This window comes from Arthrobacter sp. 2MCAF15, assembly GCF_052115605.1.
Classification (GTDB): Bacteria; Actinomycetota; Actinomycetes; order Actinomycetales; family Micrococcaceae; genus Arthrobacter.
Map to the genome: position 1 here is coordinate 35,862 of NZ_JBFRGZ010000008.1, position 20,035 is coordinate 55,896.

Below are 20,035 nucleotides of genomic sequence, written 5' to 3' on the forward strand. Positions count from 1 at the left end.
GGCCGGTGCCCGAATTTGGCTAGGATTCAGGGCCGGCCAGCGTGACCGTCCGCCGGCCGGGCAGTGTTCGCGTCGGGGCCGGGAGGTGTGGGGGCCCGACGCGTGCCTAAAAAGACATAGAACCAAAAAGCTTCCGCACGGCACGGACGCGGTCAATAATGGTGCGTCAAGGGACCATGAAGGACCGTGCCGCGGCAGGCACGGCGTGGTGGCCGCATGGGGGGTTCGCTTGGAACTGTCTGAATACGGGCGCGCAATTGTGCGCGGCTGGCTCATCGTGCTCTTGTGCCTGCTGGCGGGCGTGGCCGTTGCCTGGGGCGTGACGGAGAGGACAACGCCGGTGTATCAAAGCACCGTCAAGTTCTATGTGGTCTCGCCGCCGTCAGCGGGACAGTCGTCCCTGCAGTCCCTCGAGCTGTCGCGGGGACGTATTGCCTCGTATGCGAGCCTGATCAAGAGCGACAAGTTCGTGGAGAAACTGGTCAGCAGCAGTTCGACGGGCCTGACGGCATCGGACATTGCGCAGAGCGTCAGTGCCTCCGCGGACCAGGACACCCTGATGCTGACAGTTGTGGTCAGTCTGCCGGACCAGGCCAAGGCCCTTGAGATCGCCCGTGAGATCGTCTCCGGCCTCAACTCGGCGCTGGATGACGTCGGCGCCGGCCGGACGCAGAGCGGCGGCGGGCAGACGCTGCTGAACGTCGTGGCCGGACCCACCGACGAGGCGGATCCGGTGTCCCCCCGGCTTTCCTTGAACCTGGCCCTGGGCGCGCTGCTCGGCCTCGGCGCCGGCATCGCCATCGCGGTCGCCCGCCGGATGACAGACCACACCCTGCGGACCCCGGAAGAGGTCCAAGATGCGTCCGGACTGCCGCTGCTTGCCCGCGTCCCGGCCAGCACGCAGGCCAGGCAGTTCTCGGCAGTCCTGGAACGCAGCCCGGCCTCGCTGCTGGACGAGGCGGCACGCCGCCTCCGAACCAACATCGAACACCTGCCCGCACTGCCGGCCTCCGGGGTCGTGCTCATTACCTCGGCCCGGGCAGGGGAGGGCAAGACCACCGTGGCACTCATGCTGGCCCGCGCGTGGGCAGAGGCGGGGGAGAAGGTCCTGCTGGTGGAAACGGACCTCCGCTTCCCGCGGCTGGAATCCGAACTCAAACTCGGCAACCCGCTCGGCCTGGCCGACGTCCTCGCCGGCCGGGCGGCCCTGCCCCGTGTCATCCAGAAAACAGCCAGCGACAGGCTCCACATTGTTGCTGCCGGCTCGGTTCCCTATAACCCCACCGAACTCCTGGCGGGACAGCCCATGACGGCCGTGCTGGGCGAGATGCGCGGCAGCTACAGCCGCGTCATCCTCGACGCGCCGGCCATGCAGCCGTTCAGCGACGCCGCCCTGCTGGCCGTGCAGGCGGACTCGACAGTGCTGGTGGTCCGGTACGAGAAGGTGACGCGCGAACTGCTGGGCGCGTCCCTGCGGAACCTGGAACTGGTGAAAGGCGCCGTCGCGGGCGTGGTGCTGAACGCCCTCCCGCTGCGCCTGTCCGAAGGCCGCAAGCAGCCGCGGACAAAGCTGCGCAAGCCGAAGAAACGTGCCACGGTGGCGGCCCCGGAGGCCCCTGCAGAGCCGGCTCCGGTCAAGCATTCTGCCGCCCGGCGGTGACCGTGGACGGCGTCGGTGTCGCTGCAGCTCTCCTCGTTCCGGGCCGGGCCGTGAAGTCCGGCCAGGTGGCCTAGATGCAGCTGGCGGCCTGGATCGGAGTGTGCCTCGCGGCGGCCTTCCTCTTCCGCAAACGCGTCAGGGTACCATTGGCTGCGGTCTTGGGCTTGTGGCTGCTGGTGCCGGCGATCGGATCCGCGACGCTCACCGGGGTGTCCTCCGGTCCCATGTCCGTCCATGCCGCAACGTGGCTGGTGGCCGCGGTCTTCCTCGTGCGGCTGCTTCACGACCCCGCCAGCATCCGGACGGTCCTGGGTGCCCATTTCCTTCTGTTCCTGGTCCTGGGGCTGGTCATCCTGGCGGCCTACCTGGCCACATCGACCTCCGGCAACGGCGGCGGCATGGTCCTGTTGGTGGACCAGATCGTGGTGCCGGTGCTGTTCTTCCTGCTGCTGCTCGCCGACGCCGTTCGCGGCCAGGGCCTGGTGGCGATGCTGCGCACCGTGCTCCTGGGTCTCGTTGCGCTCGTGTGTGCCGTGGCCGTCGCGCAGTGGCTGAGCGGGAACGTCCTGTTCTACGAGGCAGGGTTCAAAACCCAGTACTGGTTCGCCAGGGATGCCGGGCGCTGGATGGGGACACTCGACCAGCCACTGGCCTTGTCTCTGGTGGTCGCCGTTGCTGCGCCGCTGGTGGCGGGCCTGACACGGCAATGGCTGCAGGCCGGGCTGCTGGCACTGATGGCCGTAGGGATGCTGATTTCGCAGTCCCGCGTGGGCCTGGTGGCCCTGGCCGTGGCCATCGTGGTGGTGGTGCTCTTTGCCCGCCGGCCCGTCTGGGTCAAGACGGCCATGCTCCTGGTGATGACGGGAGTGGGCGCGGCCATCATGGTGTCCCCGCTGGTGGCCGGCGTGGCGGGACGGGTGGCCGACGACACCGGCTCCAGTGAGGCCCGCGGCATTGCCCTGGAGTACTTCCTGGGCCGCTGGAGCGACTTTGCCGTGGCCGGCCAGGGCATCGGCTCCAGCTACCGGGTGGCGGTCCAGGCCGGGCTGCAAACGAGCTTCGAGAATCCGACCCTGATGTACGGCATCGACATCGGCCTCCTGTTCTCCGTCCTCTACTTCGGTGCCATGGCCGTCTTGGTGTGCCGCGGCATGAGGACCGGCTATCCCGGCCTGACCCTGGCCGGGATCATGGCGCTGGTCATTCCGCAGACCTACAGCTCCCTGGCCACCCGGTCCGCCGCCGGCATCGTCATCTGGACGGTACTGGCCATGGTGGTCATCGCGACCGACGAGGCCAGGGCACACAGGGCGTCCACGCGCGCACGGGTCCCCGCAGCCGTCCCCGCCCGCACTGCCGTGACCCTGCAGGGCGCAGGATCGCCGTGATCGCGCGGCGGCAGTTCCTGGGCTTCGCGGCAGCCGGGGCCGTACTGGGCGTAGCCGGCTGCTCGGCCTGTCCGGGGAGCCCCGCGCCCGGCGCCACTGCCCGGCCGCGGCCCCGGATCGTCCCCGCGGCGTCCGCGGCCAAGGAATTCGTCACCGCTGGTGCCGTCGCCGCGCCGGGGGACAAGGGGCCCTTCACGATCGCCGCCTTGCTGGCAGCGCCGTCGTTCTTTGTCGCGCACCGGGGCTCGGGGGACAACTGGCCGGAGCACACGATGCGCGCCTACAAGGGGGCGGTGGCCTCAGGGCTGAAGGCGATCGAAGTGTCGGTTTCCGCCACCTCGGACGGCGTGCTGGTCTGCCACCACGACCTGAACACCCAGCGGCTGACCGGCATTGACCTGACCATCGCCCGGGCGCCCTACGCCGCGCTGGAGCCTCTGCGCAACGATGCCCGTGCCTGGCTCGGCCCGGCCACACCGCTGGAACCCATCGCGCTGCTCTCCGACGTCCTGGACGCCTTCGTGGCCAGCCACGTGATCTTCCTTGAGGACAAGCCCGGGACCAACGCCGACGAAATCCTGGCCTTGCTGGAGAAGTATCCCGCGGCCCGGGAGCACGTGGTGTGGAAGCAGCCGTCCGCATCGCCGGGGCACAAGCTCGCCGCCGCGAAAGGCTACACGACCTTCGGCTACATGGTCGCGCGCGACCAGGCCAGGGTGCCGGAGCTCATCCCGCGCACGGACCTGCTGGGGATCCACTACACCGTGCCGGAGGCCATGATCCGGCAGGTGGTGGCCTCCGGAAAACCGGTGCTCGCCTGGGAGCTGCACCGGCGCAGCGAGTACGCCCGCCTGCAGGATCTCGGTGTGCGGGGCTTCATTTGCGCCAACATCCGTTATGTCCTGCACCAGGACGAACCGCTCAGCGAAGATGGCTTCGCCGCAGGGCGCCGGGGAACCGGAGACCTGCCGTGGGCCGCCGACGCCGTCTGGGACGGGCAGCCGGCATTTGCCGACGGCGCCGTCAGCATCTCCAGCCCGGGCCAGTCCGGCTACGTGCTGGGCTCGCTGGCGGAGGCGGTCAACTCCGCTGACTGGGAGTACGAGTTCGAACTCCGCTGGCCCTCCGGACTCCCGCCTGACGGGCCCGGCGCGGGGGTGGCCTTTGGCCAGGACGGCGACGCACCGTACCGTCCCGGGTCCGCCCCGAAAGTCTCCGGCTATTCCCTGGACGTCGCCGCGGACGGCACCCTGGCGCTCTACCGGCACGACGCCGGGACCACGGATCCGGTCCGGCTCGCCCAAGCCGGCAGCCCCGCGCCGCGGGCCGGAGAGTGGATGAAGTTCGTGGTGTCGCTGCGGCCGTGGAGCATCGCCGTCCGCCGGGACGGGGGCGGTACTTCCGGCTGGAGCGTCTCCGCCGAGGACACCCGCTACGGCGGGGCATGGCTGACCCTGCTGAAGAATTACGACGCCGGACCCCCCGTCGAGTTCCGCGGCGTGCGGGTCCGCGCGGTGGCCGCGCAGGAGGGCTGCGGGAACGTGGGATAATTAGGTTTAATCTGTGTGACGTATTTCGCACCGGCTGCCAGGCCGGCAGGGGTACGCCGCAGCGAACGCCGATCCAGGAGTCTCCGCCATGGTTGCCACCCCAGCCCACCTCCGCCGCTCTGCCGCCATGCTCGGAAACGAAGAGGTCCTGAGGATCCGCAACGACTTCCCGATCCTGCAGCAGCACGTCAACGGCCAGCCGCTGGTCTACCTGGACTCCGGGGCCACCTCGCAGAACCCCCTCAGCGTGCTCGAGGCCGAACAGGAGTTCTACGAGCAGCGGAACTCCGCGGTCCACCGCGGGGCGCACCACCTCGCCGTCGAGGCCACCGAAGCCTTCGAAAACGCCCGGGAAACCGTGGCGGACTTTGTCGGGGCGCAGTGGGATGAGCTGATCTGGACCTCCAATGCCACGGAGGGCCTGAACCTGCTCACCTACTCCTTCCTCAACGCGTCCCTGCCGGGCGCAGCACCCGAGGCGGCCCGGTTCGCCCTGGCCCCGGGCGACGAAATCGTGGTCACGGAGATGGAACACCACGCCAACCTGATTCCCTGGCAGGAACTGGCCGCCCGGACCGGCGCGACCGTGAGGTTCATCCCGATCGACGACGCCGGCGCCCTGGACCTGGCCGCCGCCGCCGGCATCATGGGCCCCCGCACCCGCGTCCTGGCGTTCACGCACGCGTCCAACGTCCTGGGCACCATCAACCCGGTGGCGGCCCTGGTGGCCCTGGCCCGGTCCGCGGGCGCCCTCGTGGTGCTCGATGCGTGCCAGTCCGCGCCGCACCTGCCCCTGGACGTGAAGGCGCTCGACGTCGACTTCGCGGTGTTCTCCGGCCACAAGATGCTCGCACCGACCGGAATCGGCGCCCTTTACGGCCGCTCGGAGCTGCTCAACGCGATGCCGCCGTTCCTGACCGGCGGTTCCATGATCACAACCGTCACCATGGAACGTGCGGGTTTCCTGCCCAGCCCTCAGCGCTTTGAGGCCGGCACCCAGCGCATTTCGCAGGCCGTGGCGCTCGCCGCGGCGGTGAACTACCTCAGCGAAACCGGGATGGACCGCATCCACGCCTGGGAAGCCGAACTCGGCCAGCGCCTCGTGCAGGGCCTGGACTCCATCCCCGGCATCCGCGTGCTGGGTCCCGCTGCTGGGCAGGAACGGATCGGCCTGGCGGCGTTCGACGTCGCCGGCGTCCACGCGCACGACGTCGGCCAGTTCCTGGACAGCCGCGGGATCGCCGTGCGGGTGGGCCACCACTGCGCCCAGCCGCTGCACCGCCGGCTCGGCCTGACGGCCACCACGCGCGCCAGCACCTACCTGTACAACACCACGGACGATGTGGACGCGTTCCTCAACGCGGTCGCCGATGTCCGTGCCTACTTCAAAGCCTAGGACGGCCATCCATGAGTCTTGACCAGCTCTACCAGCAGATCATCCTGGAGCACTCCAAAGCCCGGCACGGCAGCGGCCTGGCCGCCGCGGCCGCACCCAATGGCGCGAGCAGCGGCCAGTCCCACCAGCTGAATCCGACCTGCGGGGACGAAATCACGGTCCGGGTGTCCGTGGCCGGCGGGAAAGTCAGTGAGCTGCGCTGGGACGGCGACGGCTGCTCCATCTCGATGGCGTCGGCCTCCGTGCTGACGGACCTCGCCGAGGGCATGACCGTCGGGGAACTCCGCACCGTCATTGACAGCTTCCGCGAAGTGCTGCGGTCCCGCGGCAAGGTGCCGGCCGATCCGGAGATCCTGGGCGACGCCGCCGCGTTTGAGGGCGTGTCCCGCTACGCTGCCCGGGTCAAGTGCGCCATGCTCTCATGGGTTGCCGCGGAAGACGCCCTCGGCCAGGCGCAGGCATCCTGACCGCGGCCTGACCGCACCTTGAACGTATCTTGAAGGCGTCCTGACCGCACCGCGTCAGGGCCTGCCCAGGCCCTTGTAGATCCAGCCGGCGGCCCGCCACTTCGCCGGATCCAGGACGTTGCGGCCGTCCAGGATGCGCGGCGCGGCCACGAGCGCCTTGGCTGCATGCGGATCCAGCTCCCGGTATGCCTGCCACTCCGTCAGCAGCAGCACGGCGTCGGCCCTGTGCAGCGCCGTGTCCAGATCCGGTTCCAGCGGAAGCTCCGGGAAGCGCTTGGCGGCGTTGGCCAGCGCCTGCGGGTCGGTGACGGTCACGACGGCGCCCTGCAGCTGCAGCTGCGCGGCGGCGCTCAGCGCGGGCGAGTCCCGGACGTCGTCGCTTTCGGGTTTGAAGGCCGCACCCAGCACGGCAATTCTTTGTCCCATCAGGGTGCCGCCACAGAGCTCCCGCGTGAGCTCCACAACGCGTGTGCGGCGCCGCATGTTGATGGCGTCCACCTCCCGCAGGAACGTCAGCGCCTGGTCGGCGCCCAGCTCACCGGCGCGGGCCATGAAGGCCCGGATGTCCTTGGGCAGGCAGCCGCCGCCGAAGCCGATGCCGGCGTTCAGGAATTTCCTGCCGATCCGATCATCGAGGCCGATCGCGTCGGCGAGCCTGGTGACATCGGCGCCCGTGGCTTCACAGACCTCGGCCATGGCATTGATGAAGGAAATCTTGGTGGCCAGGAAGGAGTTGGCGGCCGTCTTCACGAGCTCTGCGGTGGCGTAGTCCGTCACCAGCCGGGGCGTCCCGCTCGCGAGGGGCGTCTCATAGACCCGGTCGAGGACGGCCACCGCTGGATGGTCTTCGCTGCCGTCCGGCACCCCGTAGACAAACCTGTCCGGGTTCAGGGTGTCCGTTACGGCATGGCCTTCCCGCAGGAATTCAGGGTTCCAGACCAGCGTGGCGCCGGGCTCTGATTCTGCCAGCACCTCGGCCAGCCGTGCGGCGGATCCCACCGGCACGGTGGATTTCCCGGCGACGATGTCGCCGGGGGACACATACTGCGCGAGCGACGCGATGGCCGCGTCAACGAAGCGCAGGTCGGCACCGTTCTCGCCGCGTTTCTGTGGCGTTCCGACGCAGATGAAGTGAACCTCGGCACCGCGGGCGGCTGACATGTCAGTGGTAAAGCGCAGGAGGCCCGACTCTTCCAGCTCGGAGAGGAGATCGTCCAGGACAGGTTCATAAAACGGGGCGTGGCCCGCCGAGAGCTGCGCTACTTTGTGCTCGTCGACGTCGATGCCGACAACCTCATGACCCAGCTTTGCCATACACACGGCATGAACCGCGCCCAGATATCCGCAACCGATAACCGAGATCCGCATGCTTTCGTTGTCCTCCCGTGGTGGCCTGTTCACAGCGTACGCGGTGGGCGCCGGAACCGCACAGCAGCAGAGAATGCCATGAGCAGCAGGGCAGCGAGGGCGCCGATCATGGCGCCAAAGGTGTTCGCAGCGACGTCGGCCACTGAGGCGAAGCGCGCCGGGAGGAAGATGAGCTGGGCGAGCTCAATCAGGGCCGAGGCGACGAAACCGACGGCAACCCCGCCCCACCACAGCCGTGGGCCAAGGATCCGGGCGACGAGGGCGCCCAGGGGGAGGAACAGGATGACATTGGAAGCCAGTTCCACCACTCCATAGTCGAGCCAGGTGGGGACGCCCCAGCGGTGCAGCTTCCGCAGCGACCGCATCAGCAGATCGGATGCGCCCTGGTCCACAGGAACGGGCCAGAGGGCGATGACGCCCAGGACCAGCACATAGGCGCCCAGTGCCCAGATGGCCGCGCGGCGGGATAGCAATTGGCGTCCCCTTTCAGCGGTCCACCTTTTTGCTGATTCTAGCCGTCGGTACGCTGCCAGGGCAGGAAATCCGGCACACCGGCGGCGGTATGGCCGCCGGCGCGCCGGATGCTAGCTGAACAGCCCGGCAATGCCGATCGCCGCCGTCGCGGCCCCCAGCAGCATGGAGATGCTGACGAGGACCACGTGGACGGTCAGGAAGCGCGTGGCCTTGCCGTTGGCGTCGCGGGCACGCGGGTCCTTCATGACCCGGCGCAGGAACTGCGGCCAGACGGCCAGGGACCAGACGCCGGCGACGATCAGGACGACGGCGAGGACTGCGGGCAGTTCCACGGCGTCAGTGGCTTTCGAGCCAGGCCTGGGCCTGCTGGGACTGCAGGTTCAGGGCCTTGCCGACCATCGGTTCGGCCGCGTCGGCGATCTTGCCGCCAAGGAACGGCACCGAGGAGGTCACGTTGCCCTCGAGCTCGATCCGGGTGCTGCCGCCCTCGGACACGAGGCGCTGGACAGCCTTCACGTCCAGCGGGGCGCCGGCGACCTTGAGGGAGATCTGGCTCTGCCGGGAGCCGTCGGCGGCGGGGGCTTCCCACGCCTCGAGCTGGGTGACCTTCAGGGTTTCGCCGACAAATTTCCGGGCGAGGTCAGGCATCCGCGTGGTCGGGATGGTGCGCACGGTGGTGGTGCTGAAAGCGCCGGCGGGGTCTCCGTCAATGGCAAAGGATTCCAGGGTGCCGCCGACGAGTTCGCTCGTGTGGCGCAGGAAGTCTTCATTGACGAAAACCGCGGTAACGCGGTCGACGCTGTGCGGAACGTTGGTGGATGCACTCAGGGCCATAGGGGTCCTCCGGGATGTGGAAGTGGACGATTCGGGCTCCAACATCCTACGTGGTGGGCCCGGCAGGCTCCGATTCGAGATGGTCCAGCTCCCGGGCGGCGGCGGTGATATTCCGCGACATGGCGGGAAATATGACGCTGTGAAATGGCAGCACCGCGAGCCAGTAGAGGCGGCCGCTGAGGCCCTTGGGGAAGAAAATGGCGCGCTGGCGGTACCGGCTGCCCGCCCCGTCCGGCTCCACGGAGAGCTCGAGCCAGGCCCGGCCCGGGGCCCTCATTTCGGCCCTCAGCCGCAGCAGAGAGCCGCGGTCGATCCGTTCGACCCGCCACCAGTCCACCACCTCGCCCTCCGCCAGCAGGTGGGGGTGCCGGCGGCCGCGCAGCAGCCCCGCCCCGCCGGTGAGCTTGTCCAGCCAGCCGCGCACCTGCCAGGCAAGGGGCAGGGAGTACCAGCCGTTCCGGCCGCCGATTCCTTCGATGACAGTCCACACGTGCCGGGGGTCCACGTCGCTGCGGAAGCTTCGCTCGTCCACGTACACCGTGTGGCCCGACCAGTCCGGGTCGCTGGGCAGGGGATCGGCGTCCACGCCGGCACTGGCCCATGTGGTCTCCACCTGGCCGTCGCGTTCCTTGCCCAGGGCCAGGGCCACGGCCCGCCGGTAGGGGGTCAGGCCGCCGTCGGGCACGGGGATGTAGTGATCGATGTCGTGCTCCCGGGAGACGGCATCGTGCTGGAGCGATTCGACCAGTGGCAGCGACATGGAGAGCGGGATCGGCGTGGTCAGCGCCACCCACATGCCGGCCAGCTTGGGCGCGGGCACCGGCAGCGCCAGCACCACCCGGTGCGGCAGGCCAGCCTCGGCCGCGTATTCCTGCATCATTCCGGCGTAGCTGAGCACCTGGCGGCAGCCGATATCGAACGTCCGGTTGGTGGTCTCTTCCAGTGAGGCGGCCGCCACGAGGTAGTACAGGACGTCGCGGACGGCGATTGCCTCGATCTTGTTGCGCACCCAGCTCGGGGCCGGCATGAGCGGGAGGGTCTCGGACAGGTGCCGGATCATTTCAAAGGACGCCGAGCCGGAGCCGATGACGACGCCGGCCTGGAACACCACGGCGTCCACGGGGCTGTCCAGGAAGACTTTTCCCACCGCCTCCCGGGACCGCATGTGGGTGGACAGTTCGGCCCCGGCCGGGTGCAGGCCGCCAAGGTAGACGATCCGGCCCACCCCGGCCGAGGCCGCGGCCCGGGCGGCCGTCCCGGCCATCGCCTTTTCCTTGGCCTCGAAACCGGCCCCGGCCGCCATGGAATGGACCAGGTAGTACAGGACGTCGACGCCGTCGAGGGCTTCCCGCAGGGCGTCGCCGTCGTCGAGGCTGCTGTGGACCACCTCGACGTCCTCCAGCCACGGCACCCCGGCGATCTTGGCCGGCGTCCGGACCACGACTTTGACCCGGTGCCCGGCTTCGAGCAGCCGGGGGACAAGCCGGCCGCCGATGTAGCCGGTGGCGCCCGTGACCAGCACGGTTTTCGGGGTCGAATCGTGGTTCGGGCCTGGGGGCTTGCCGTTCATGGGAGGCTCCTGATCGTTGCGCATGCAAGGCATTCGGATACAAGGCATTCGGAGTGTGGCCGGCTGCGGACTGCCGCCAGGCCCGCCGCGGTCCTTCCAGCCTAGCCCCGGCGGCCGCGAGCCTGCTGGCCCGGATGCGGCCCGGGTGCGGGGCCGGTGCGGGCCGCCCCCGGCCGCGCGGTACGCTTGGAACACCCGGGATTCTCACGAATTTCGGCTATTCGTGTTGCCTGCATCCCCGTGATCCCATCAGGAGCTCCAGCCATGAGCCTCAACGGCCCCTCTCTCACCGGCTTGCGCCGTGTCCTCGCCGAAGACCGGAATTACGCCCGGATCCAGGCCGAGGCGGCCCGCGGGTTCGCCGGCCGCAGCGAGGACTACCAGATCAGCGCCCCGGCCGGCATGCGCTCCACGTTGCTCGCGGAAATGGCAGACGGGCTGGCCACGCTCGCGGGGAAGGAAGCCGGCAGCCCGGTGCCCGTGGTCCTGGCCGTCACCGCCACCGGCCGCGAGGCCGAGGACCTGACCGAAGCCCTGCGCGCCTTCCTGCCGGCAGACGCCGTCGCCGAGTTCCCCAGCTGGGAGACCCTGCCGCACGAACGGCTCTCCCCGCGCTCGGACACCGTCGGCCGCCGGCTGTCCGTGCTCCGCCGCCTGGCACACCCCGAATCGTCCACCGCCGGTGCGCTGCGCGTGGTGGTGGCCCCCGTGCGCGCCGTCGTGCAGCCCATCGTCGCCGGCCTGGGCGAACTGGTGCCCGTGACCCTGAAGGTCGGCCAGGAGGCCCCCTTCAGCAGCGTCGTGAAGAGCCTCGCCGACGCCGCCTACGCCCGGGTGGACATGGTGACCCGCCGCGGCGAATTCGCCGTCCGCGGCGGCATGCTGGACGTCTTCCCGCCCACCGAGGACCACCCCATCAGGGTCGAGTTCTTCGGCGACGAGGTGGACCAGATGCGCTGGTTCGCCGTCGCCGACCAGCGCTCGCTGACCGCGCCCGGCCTGCACCACCCCACCGAGCTCCACGCCCCGCCGTGCCGCGAAATCCTGATCACCCCCTCCGTCATGTCCCGCGCGGCGACGCTGAAGTCCCAGCTTCCGGCCGCGGCGGACATGCTGGAAAAGATCGCCGGCGGCATCGCCGTCGAGGGCATGGAATCCCTGGCCCCGGTCCTGGTGGACGCCATGGTGCCGTTCCTGGACCAGCTCCCGGCGGGTTCCATCGCCGTGGTGATCGAGCCGGAAAAGGTCCGCACCCGTGCGCACGACCTCGCCGCCACCAACGAGGAATTCCTCGAGGCCGCCTGGTCCACGGCGTCCGACGGCGGCACCGCGCCGCTCGATCTGACCTCCGCGGCGTCCGAAGCGCTGCACTCGGCCAGCTTCCGTTCCCTGACCGAAACCCGCACCGCCGCCCTGGAACACGGCGTCTCCTGGTGGTCCATCACCTCGCTGGCCAGCGACGAAGAGCTGCTGCCCGACGTCGACGTCCTGAACCTGCACGCCCGCGAACCCCGCGGATACCAGGGCGACGTCGCGGAAATGATGGACTTCATCGGCTCCCGCGTCCGCGACCAGTGGCGGATCGTCGTGGTCACCGAGGGCCCCGGCCCGGCGCAGCGCCTCGCGGAACTCTTCCACGACAACGACATCCCCTGCGCGCGGGTGGACACCCTCGAGGCGGATCCGCAGGCCGGGCTGATCGAGGTGACGACCGCCGCCGTCGGCCGCGGCTTTGTCCTGGACCCGCTCAAGCTGGCGCTGCTGACCGAGGCTGACCTGCTGGGCCGGACCTCAGCCAGTTCCACCAAGGACATGCGCAGGATGCCGTCCAAGCGGCGGAACGCCGTGGACCCGCTCCAGCTCGTGGCCGGGGACTCCGTGGTGCACGAACAGCACGGCATCGGCCGGTTCGTCGAGCTGATCCAGCGCCGGGTGGCGGGCGGCGGCGACGGCGTGCGCGAGTACCTGGTGCTCGAATACGCCCCGTCCAAGCGCGGCGCCCCGGGCGACCGGCTCTTTGTGCCCACCGACCAGCTGGACCAGGTCACCAGGTACGTCGGCGGCGACACCCCGGCACTGAGCAAGATGGGCGGCGCGGACTGGGCCAGCACCAAGTCCAAGGCCCGCAAGGCGGTCAAGGAGATCGCCGGCGAGCTGATCCGGCTGTACTCGGCCCGGATGGCCTCCCGCGGCTACGCCTTCGCCCCGGACACCCCGTGGCAGCGGGAGCTCGAGGAAGCCTTCCCCTACGTGGAGACCCCGGACCAGCTGACCACCATCAACGAGGTCAAGGCCGACATGGAACGTGAGATCCCGATGGACCGGCTGATCTCCGGCGACGTCGGCTACGGCAAGACCGAGATCGCCGTCCGCGCCGCGTTCAAGGCCGTCCAGGACGGCAAGCAGGTGGCCGTGCTGGTGCCGACGACACTGCTGGCCCAGCAGCACTACGAAACGTTCACCGAACGGTTCTCCGGCTTCCCGCTGGTGGTCAAACCGCTGTCCCGCTTCCAGAGCGGCAAGGAAGCCAAGGAAACCGCCGACGGCGTCAAGGCCGGCTCCGTGGACGTCGTGATCGGCACCCACCGGCTGCTGTCCAAGGACTTCGGCTTCAAGGACCTCGGCCTGGTGATCGTGGACGAGGAGCAGCGCTTCGGCGTCGAACACAAGGAGGCGCTCAAGAAGATGCGCACCAACGTGGACGTCCTGGCCATGAGCGCCACCCCCATTCCGCGCACGCTGGAAATGTCCCTGACCGGCATCCGCGAGACCTCCACCCTGGCCACCCCGCCGGAGGAACGGCACCCCGTGCTGACCTACGTGGGCCCGTACACGGACAAGCAGACCTCCGCCGCGATCCGCCGCGAGCTCATGCGGGAAGGCCAGGTCTTCTTCGTCCACAACCGGGTGTCCACGATCGACCGCACCGCGGCGAAGATCCGCGAACTGGTCCCGGAGGCCCGGGTGGAGGTGGCGCACGGGCAGATGTCCGAGAGCCGGCTGGAACAGATCATCGTGGACTTCTGGGAAAAGCGCTTCGACGTCCTGGTCTGCACCACCATCATCGAGACCGGCCTGGACATCTCCAACGCCAACACCCTGATCGTGGACGGCGCGGACAAGTACGGCCTGTCCCAGTTGCACCAGCTGCGCGGACGGGTGGGCCGCGGCCGTGAACGCGCCTACGCCTACTTCCTCTACCCCTCGGAAAAGCCGCTCGGCGAGGTGGCGCTGGAACGGCTCAAGGCCGTCGCGACGCACAACGAACTCGGCGCCGGCATGCAGCTGGCAATGAAGGACCTGGAGATCCGCGGCGCCGGCAACCTGCTCGGCGGCGAGCAGTCCGGCCACATCCAGGGCGTCGGCTTCGACCTCTACATCCGGCTGGTCGGCGAGGCCGTGGCCGAATACCGCGGCGAGGCCGAGGAAAAGGCCGCCGAAATGAAGATCGAGCTGCCCGTCAACGCGCACCTGCCGCACGACTACGTGCCCGGCGAACGGCTGCGCCTGGAGGCATACCGCAAACTCGCCGGCGCCATCACGTACGAGGCGATCGACGAGGTCCTCGCCGAACTCGTGGACCGCTACGGCGAACTGCCGCTGCCCGCAACCAACCTGATCGACGTCGCCCGGTTCCGGGTGGGCGCCCGCGAGGCCGGGCTGTCCGACGTCGCGCTGCAGGGCAACTTCATCAAGTTCTCCCCGGCGCAGCTGCCCGAGTCCAAGCTCATGCGCCTGACCCGGATGTACCCGGGCGCCCAGGCCAAGCCTGCCCTGGACGCGGTGCTCATCCCCAAGCCCAAGACCGCGAAGATCGGCGGACGGGACCTGCAGGACGCCGAGATCCTCGAGTGGGCCAACGGCGTCATCCGCAACATCTTATCTGACACTCCTGTAGCAGCAACACCGGCGGTGAAGTAAAAGAATGATGGGAGGACATCACGCCGCGTCGGGAGCCGCGGCGTGGGTAGCCATTGCCTCGACCGGCCCGTACGCGCTCGGCTGGTACCCGCTGGATCCCACGGGAATCGTGATCGGCGCCATGGCGACGGCGGGGACCGCGCTGGTCTGCGACTGGGACCACCGCGCCAGCACCGTGGCGCACGCGCTGCCGCCGCTGTCCAACCTGGTGGCGCGCGGCATAGAGAACGTCAGCGGCGGCCACCGGCAGGGCACGCATTCGGTGCTGGGCGCGGCGTTCTTCGTGCTGCTGGCCACGTTCGCCGGGCAGTTCCAGGTGCAGACCCAGTGGGGGCTGTTGTCCGTCGGGGCCGGCCTGCTGTGCATGTTCATGATCAACATCGCCGCGAAGGCGCTGAAGCTCTTTCCGAAATCCGGGGTGGTCAGCAACTGGATCTTCGCGCTGCTCATGGCGGGCCTGGTGACGTGGTTCGCGCCGCAGCAGTGGACCTGGCTGCCGGTCTCCATGCTCACCGGCGTGCTGGTGCACATTGTGGGGGACATGATCACCACCGGGGGAGTGCCGCTGCTCTGGCCGATTGTGATCAAGCCGCCGAAGGTCCTGCGGAAACTGCCGCTGCTCAAGAACATCTGGAGAGCCAACGGGGCGTTCTCCATCCCGCTGCTGGGCCGGGCGGGCTCACGGCGGGAATGGTTCGTCCTCATCCCGGTCAGCGGCTACGCGATGGTGGGGATGTTCGGCGCCGGCCTGGCCGTGGCCAAGGCGCACTTCCCGGCAGTCCTGGCGCTGGGCGCGGGGCTGGTGAAGGGCTTACTTAGGCTCGCTTAAATGGCTGAAGCTCCGGACATGTCCGGAGCTTCAGTCTTTTAAGCGTGGCGCCTAGTTCTCGCCGGCCGAATCCGAGCGGCCCAGCAGCGTCTGCGGGATCCAGAACGAGAGGGCAAAGAGGACCAGGCAGATGGCCATCGGCCAGACGTTGTCCAGCGTCAGGAAGGACAGCGAGTAGATCGCGCCGAGGAACAGGACCATCATCGGCACGAACACGGCGATGCTGGATCCGAGGCTGTTCTCGACCTGCCGGGACTGGGTGTTGTTGCTGGACATGTGTTCCTCCTCGGCCCCTGGGGGCTCAAAACTGTGGGCGCTGCCGGCGCGGATCAGTACGCGGACGAACCCTGTTCACCCTTGACGATCGCGATGCCGGAGCTGGCGCCAATACGTGTTGCACCTGCAGCAATCATAGCCTGAGCATCGGCCAGGGACCGCACGCCGCCGGAGGCCTTGACACCCAGGTCCGGGCCCACGGTGCGGCGCATGAGCGCGACGTCCTCGGCCGTGGCCCCGCCGCCGTTGAAGCCGGTGGAGGTTTTGACGAAGTCCGCGCCGGCTTCCACCGCAGCCTGGCAGGCCAGCACCTTCTGGGCGTCATCCAGCAGCGCCGTTTCGATGATGACCTTCAGGATGGCCCCGCCGTCGTGGACGGCCTCGGCGACGGCGGCGATGTCATCCACCAGGGCGCCCTTGTCATTGGCGCGGGCCGCGGCGATGTTGATGACCATGTCCACCTCTTCGGCCCCGTCCAGGACCGCGCCGCGGGCCTCAAAGGCCTTGACGTCGCTCGGCGTGGCGCCCAGCGGGAATCCCACCACGGAGCACGTCAGGACACCGGAGCCCTTCAGCGCTTTCTTGACCGTCTTGACCCAGACCGGGTTCACGCAGACGGACTTGAACCGGTACTCGGCCGCCTCGGCACAGACCTTGAGGATCTCCGCCTCGCTGGCTTCCGGCTTGAGCAGGGTGTGGTCGATGTAGGAGGCAATCTCGGGCGTGCCCCCGGTGGCGGCTTCGTGGCTCATGGTGGTCCCTTTCCTGGCGGGCCTGGGGACACGGCGGTCCCTTCCCGGGCCTTGTGGGCCTGCGGGGCCCTTGGCGGCGCCGCATGGTGCGCGGCTTATCAGGTGACCATCTTGCCATAGGAACATGCCCGGCCGATGCCCCGGCCGGGCATGCTCCGTCCGCTCAGGCGGCAGCAGCCAGGGGCCGGGCCATGGTGGCCTGCAGCAACTGGGACGCGCACACGGATGCGGCCGAACCGGAGGCCACCAGCAGGCCCAGCCGGACGCCGTCGTACGCTGCCGCGTCGCCGATCGCCCAGATGCCCGGCACGGAGGTGCGGAAGTCCTGGCCAATGACAATCCCGCCGCCGGGAGCGGCGGCCAGCCCGGCCGTGGCGGCCAGTTCGTCGCGCGCGATGCGCTCCTCGGCAAGGATCACGAGGTCGCCGTTCATGCTGGAGCCGTCCTCGAAGACGATGCCGGACGCCGGCAGGACGGACCCTGCGATGGTGGGAACGATGGCGGACGGGCGGACCGTCGTGCGGACGGGGCGGACGCCGCGGGCCCGGAGGACGGCCTCGGCCTGGCCGGCGGCCGAGCCTGTGCCGACGAGGATGCCGAGGGGACGCCGGCCCAGGACCCGGGTGACGTCCTTGACGGCTTCGCCCAGCCGGGCGGCGTCGTCGATCGTGGCATAGCTCAGGCACCGTGCGGCACCTTCCACCGGCGTCTCGGCGGGAGCGGAACCGGTGGCGACCACGAGCTCGTCGTAGGTGAAGTCCATGCCGTCGGCCGTCGTGACGACGTGGTTGTCGGCGTCGATGTGGCTGGCCGGCTGGCCGAAGCGGACGGAGACCTGGGGCAGGGCGGCCAGCTCCAGCAGTTCCTCGGGGGCGTCATCGCGGTTGCTGAGGACCGTGACGGCGCCGGCGAACGGGGTCCGGGTGAGGTGCCGGACGAGGGCCTGGGCGGCCGGACCCGCGCCGGCGATGACGATCCGTGGCCGGGCGGCCGTTGTGGAGGTCGTCGGAGAGGCGGTGCCGGAGGCGGCTGCGGTCAAGGAAGACGTGCCGGAGGTGGGAGACAATGCCGGAGCGGACATGTGCTGGCCCTTTCGCTGGGGTGGCTATCGTGTGGCCGGTGTGCTTGATGAAACCCAGCGTAGGCTTCCGATTTTTCCGGGGTGTTTCCCGGGTGTTGCCGCTTCTGACCTGCCTGTTCGCCAGTATTTACCGGCCGGTAATGTCGTAGGTCACACCCAGCGGAGAGCCACCGGCCCGCCGCCGTTAGACCCGGATCCGGTAGCCGCGCTTCACCACGGTTTCCACCAGCCGGGTGTCCGGCAGCGCTGACCGGAGCCGGCTGACGGTCATGTCCAGGGCGTGCACGGAGCCGCGCAGTTCCAGCAGGTCCGAGAGCGCCTCGCGGGAGAGCACGGCCCCGCCGGCGCCGATCAGCGCACGCAGCAGCAACAGGGGCGCGGGGGCCATCTCGACCGGCTCACCGTTGATGCGCAGCGAGCGGCCGCGCAGCTCCACGCTGCCGGACGCGGTGTCCAGCCGGCGGACGTGGTTCAGCGCCAGGTGCTCGCAGACCAGCCGGATCAGCGCGCCCATCCGGAACCGTTCCGGGATCAGCGGGTGCAGCCCGGCGTCGATCAGCGGCTGCGCGGTGATGGGGCCGACGACGGCGGTCGCCACGTTGGTCTTCAGGCTCTCCACGAGCTGCTTATAGACGCCCATCTCGTGGGCCGTGCTCCACATCGCGTCCACGGCGGGGGCGCTGGTGAAGGTCAGGACGTCCAGGTTGCCGCTGCAGGCGGCTTCGATGAGCTTGGGCAGCCGGTCGGCGCCGTCGGGTTTGACCCAGCGGTACGGGGTGACAGTCAGGACGGTGGCGCCGGACATGCGCAGCCGTTCGAGCTGGCGGACGTCGGTGTAACCATGCAGCTGCACCGCGACGGTCTTGCCGCGGACACCCTCGGCAAGGAGCATGTCCACGAGAGTGGCGGTGGTTTCGTCGCTGCTGATGCCGACGTCGGCGAGCCCGGCCGCACGCACGGCGCCGCGGGCCTTGGGACCGCGGACGAACATCCGGGTGGCGGAGAGGGTCTCCAGCAGCTGGTCGCCAATGCCGAACGTGTCCGCGGCCTCGCACCAGCGGCGCATGCCGTAGGCGGTGGTGGCGACGCAGAGATCGGGCCGGGCGGCGATGATGGCCCGGGTGTCCTCGATCAGGCTCTCGTCCTCCCGGACCGGGGCGATCTTCAGCGCCGGGGCGTGAAGCACCTCGGCACCGCGGCGCTCGAGGGCCTCGATGAGGTCCTGCGAGCGGCGGTGCGAGGTGACGCCGATCCGGAAACCGTCCAGGGGAAGGTCCCGGTCGGCCGCATCGTCGGCAGGTTCCGGCGGGGGCGTCCCGGCGGACGCCGGGATCAGGGTCGCCGGGATCAGGGTGGCCGGAGTCAGCGGGGTCAGGGGTGCGCCGGGCTCCGGGAAGGTTGCGGCGGCGGCGTTCAGTGCGTTCATGAAAATCCTTATGCTTCCAGCAGTGATGCGGCCAGGCGGTCAAGCTCCGCCGTGGCCTCGGCGCAGCCCCGGTTGGCCTCGGCAACCCGGACAACCTCCCCGATCACCAGGACGGCGGGGTTGCTGCAGCCCGCGGCGGCGGAGGTGATGGTGCCCAGTTCGGCGATGGTGGTGCGCTGGCCGGGCCGGTAACCGCGTTCAACCACGGCCATCGGCATGTCGGCCCGCATTCCGGCCCGGTGGAGTCCGGCGGCGAGGTGGTGCAGTGTGCCGATGCCCATCAGGACCACGATAGTCCCGCCGAGCCCGGCCAGGTGCTTCAGTTCGTTCTCCGTCAGCGGGGCATGGCCTGAAACCACCGTGAACATGTGGCTGACTTCGCGGTGCGTGACCGGGATACCGGCGGCGGCCGGAACCGAAATGGCGCTGGTGACTCCGGAGATGACGCGGACCGGAACCCCGGCCGCGACGCAGGACGCGACTTCCTCACCGCCGCGGCCAAAGACGTAGGGGTCCCCGCCCTTGAGGCGGACCACGTTGTTGCCCGCCACCGCGCTTTCGACCATGAGCCTTTCGATGTCGGCCTGACTGACCTTGTGGTGGCCGGGCTTCTTGCCCACGTCCACGAGCTCGGCCGAGGTCAGGGACGGCAGCTCCTGGTAGGGGGCGAGCCGGTCGTAGAAGACGACGTCGGCATCGCGCAGCGCCGTCACGGCGGCAACGGTCAGCAGCTCGGTGGTCCCGGGGCCGCCGCCGACCAGCGTGACGTGTCCCACCGGGCCGGCAGCCGGCTCGGTTGCGACCGGAATGCCGGTGGCCCGGCACCGGTCCAGGAGGGCCTCCCAGCCGGGCTGGCCGTCCTCGACGGCCGCCACCAGGAACGGGCGCTCGGGCAGCGGCCCGTTCATGCCGGCGCCGTGCGGGGTGCTCAGGCGGTGCACGACGGCGCCGGCCGCCTCGTAGCGCCGTACGGCCTGCCGCGCGGCGTGGTCCGCGCCGGTGACCAGGACTTCGCGTCCGGTGAGGTCAATGGTGAGCTGCAT

Annotated in this window: 17 protein-coding genes; 7 read left to right on the forward strand and 10 right to left on the reverse strand. The window is 69.6% G+C overall.

Annotated elements, in window-relative coordinates:
* Positions 1 to 229 precede the first annotated feature (229 nt).
* From AB4089_RS10685 to sufU, 5 genes are all read left to right on the forward strand, one after another.
* Positions 230 to 1,660 carry a polysaccharide biosynthesis tyrosine autokinase gene (locus AB4089_RS10685; RefSeq protein WP_441409262.1) on the forward strand — a complete coding sequence of 477 codons (1,431 nt, stop codon included), beginning with the start codon at positions 230 to 232 and terminating at the stop codon, positions 1,658 to 1,660.
* 74 nt (positions 1,661 to 1,734) lie between these two features.
* Positions 1,735 to 3,048, forward strand: coding sequence for a hypothetical protein (locus tag AB4089_RS10690; RefSeq protein ID WP_441409263.1), 1,314 nt, complete (start codon positions 1,735 to 1,737; stop codon positions 3,046 to 3,048).
* Positions 3,045 to 4,598, forward strand: coding sequence for a glycerophosphodiester phosphodiesterase (locus AB4089_RS10695; protein ID WP_441409264.1), 1,554 nt, complete (start codon positions 3,045 to 3,047; stop codon positions 4,596 to 4,598). The genes AB4089_RS10690 and AB4089_RS10695 overlap by 4 nt, the downstream gene beginning before the upstream one ends.
* A gap of 88 nt (positions 4,599 to 4,686) precedes the next feature.
* Positions 4,687 to 5,994 (forward strand): SufS family cysteine desulfurase, encoded by a 1,308-nt coding sequence (locus AB4089_RS10700; RefSeq protein ID WP_441409265.1) that lies wholly within the window; start codon positions 4,687 to 4,689, stop codon positions 5,992 to 5,994.
* Between the two features lie 11 nt (positions 5,995 to 6,005).
* Positions 6,006 to 6,461: a Fe-S cluster assembly sulfur transfer protein SufU gene (sufU, locus tag AB4089_RS10705; protein WP_441409266.1), complete on the forward strand. Its 456-nt coding sequence runs from the start codon at positions 6,006 to 6,008 to the stop codon at positions 6,459 to 6,461.
* A gap of 54 nt (positions 6,462 to 6,515) precedes the next feature.
* On the opposite strand, the gene AB4089_RS10710 is transcribed toward sufU, so the two are convergent.
* From AB4089_RS10710 to AB4089_RS10730, 5 genes are all read right to left on the reverse strand, one after another.
* Positions 6,516 to 7,829, reverse strand: a complete 1,314-nt coding sequence (locus AB4089_RS10710; RefSeq protein ID WP_441409267.1) for a UDP-glucose dehydrogenase family protein — start codon at positions 7,827 to 7,829, stop codon at positions 6,516 to 6,518.
* Positions 7,830 to 7,858: 29 nt separating this feature from the next.
* A complete protein-coding gene (locus AB4089_RS10715; RefSeq protein ID WP_441409268.1) occupies positions 7,859 to 8,302 on the reverse strand; it encodes a VanZ family protein in 444 nt (147 codons plus the stop codon).
* Between the two features lie 111 nt (positions 8,303 to 8,413).
* On the reverse strand, positions 8,414 to 8,635 hold the full coding sequence (locus AB4089_RS10720) for an SCO4848 family membrane protein (protein ID WP_441409269.1): 222 nt from the start codon (positions 8,633 to 8,635) through the stop codon (positions 8,414 to 8,416).
* Between the two features lie 4 nt (positions 8,636 to 8,639).
* Entirely contained in the window at positions 8,640 to 9,137 is a 498-nt protein-coding gene (locus tag AB4089_RS10725; RefSeq protein ID WP_441409270.1) for a DUF2505 domain-containing protein, read from the reverse strand.
* Positions 9,138 to 9,183: 46 nt separating this feature from the next.
* On the reverse strand, positions 9,184 to 10,707 hold the full coding sequence (locus AB4089_RS10730; RefSeq protein ID WP_441409271.1) for an SDR family oxidoreductase: 1,524 nt from the start codon (positions 10,705 to 10,707) through the stop codon (positions 9,184 to 9,186).
* Between the two features lie 264 nt (positions 10,708 to 10,971).
* On the opposite strand from AB4089_RS10730, the gene mfd reads away from it, so the two are divergent.
* A complete protein-coding gene (gene mfd / locus AB4089_RS10735; RefSeq protein ID WP_441409272.1) occupies positions 10,972 to 14,628 on the forward strand; it encodes a transcription-repair coupling factor in 3,657 nt (1,218 codons plus the stop codon).
* Between the two features lie 4 nt (positions 14,629 to 14,632).
* Positions 14,633 to 15,457 (forward strand): metal-dependent hydrolase, encoded by an 825-nt coding sequence (locus AB4089_RS10740; protein ID WP_441409273.1) that lies wholly within the window; start codon positions 14,633 to 14,635, stop codon positions 15,455 to 15,457.
* 51 nt (positions 15,458 to 15,508) lie between these two features.
* On the opposite strand, the gene AB4089_RS10745 is transcribed toward AB4089_RS10740, so the two are convergent.
* From AB4089_RS10745 to cobA, 5 genes are all read right to left on the reverse strand, one after another.
* Entirely contained in the window at positions 15,509 to 15,733 is a 225-nt protein-coding gene (locus AB4089_RS10745) for a hypothetical protein (protein WP_441409274.1), read from the reverse strand.
* 53 nt (positions 15,734 to 15,786) lie between these two features.
* Entirely contained in the window at positions 15,787 to 16,485 is a 699-nt protein-coding gene (deoC, locus tag AB4089_RS10750) for a deoxyribose-phosphate aldolase (RefSeq protein WP_441409275.1), read from the reverse strand.
* 163 nt (positions 16,486 to 16,648) lie between these two features.
* Positions 16,649 to 17,566, reverse strand: a complete 918-nt coding sequence (locus tag AB4089_RS10755; protein ID WP_441409276.1) for an FAD-dependent oxidoreductase — start codon at positions 17,564 to 17,566, stop codon at positions 16,649 to 16,651.
* Positions 17,567 to 17,750: 184 nt separating this feature from the next.
* On the reverse strand, positions 17,751 to 18,992 hold the full coding sequence (locus AB4089_RS10760; protein ID WP_441409277.1) for a uroporphyrinogen-III synthase: 1,242 nt from the start codon (positions 18,990 to 18,992) through the stop codon (positions 17,751 to 17,753).
* Between the two features lie 8 nt (positions 18,993 to 19,000).
* Positions 19,001 to 20,035 carry a uroporphyrinogen-III C-methyltransferase gene (gene cobA / locus AB4089_RS10765; RefSeq protein ID WP_441409278.1) on the reverse strand — a complete coding sequence of 345 codons (1,035 nt, stop codon included), beginning with the start codon at positions 20,033 to 20,035 and terminating at the stop codon, positions 19,001 to 19,003.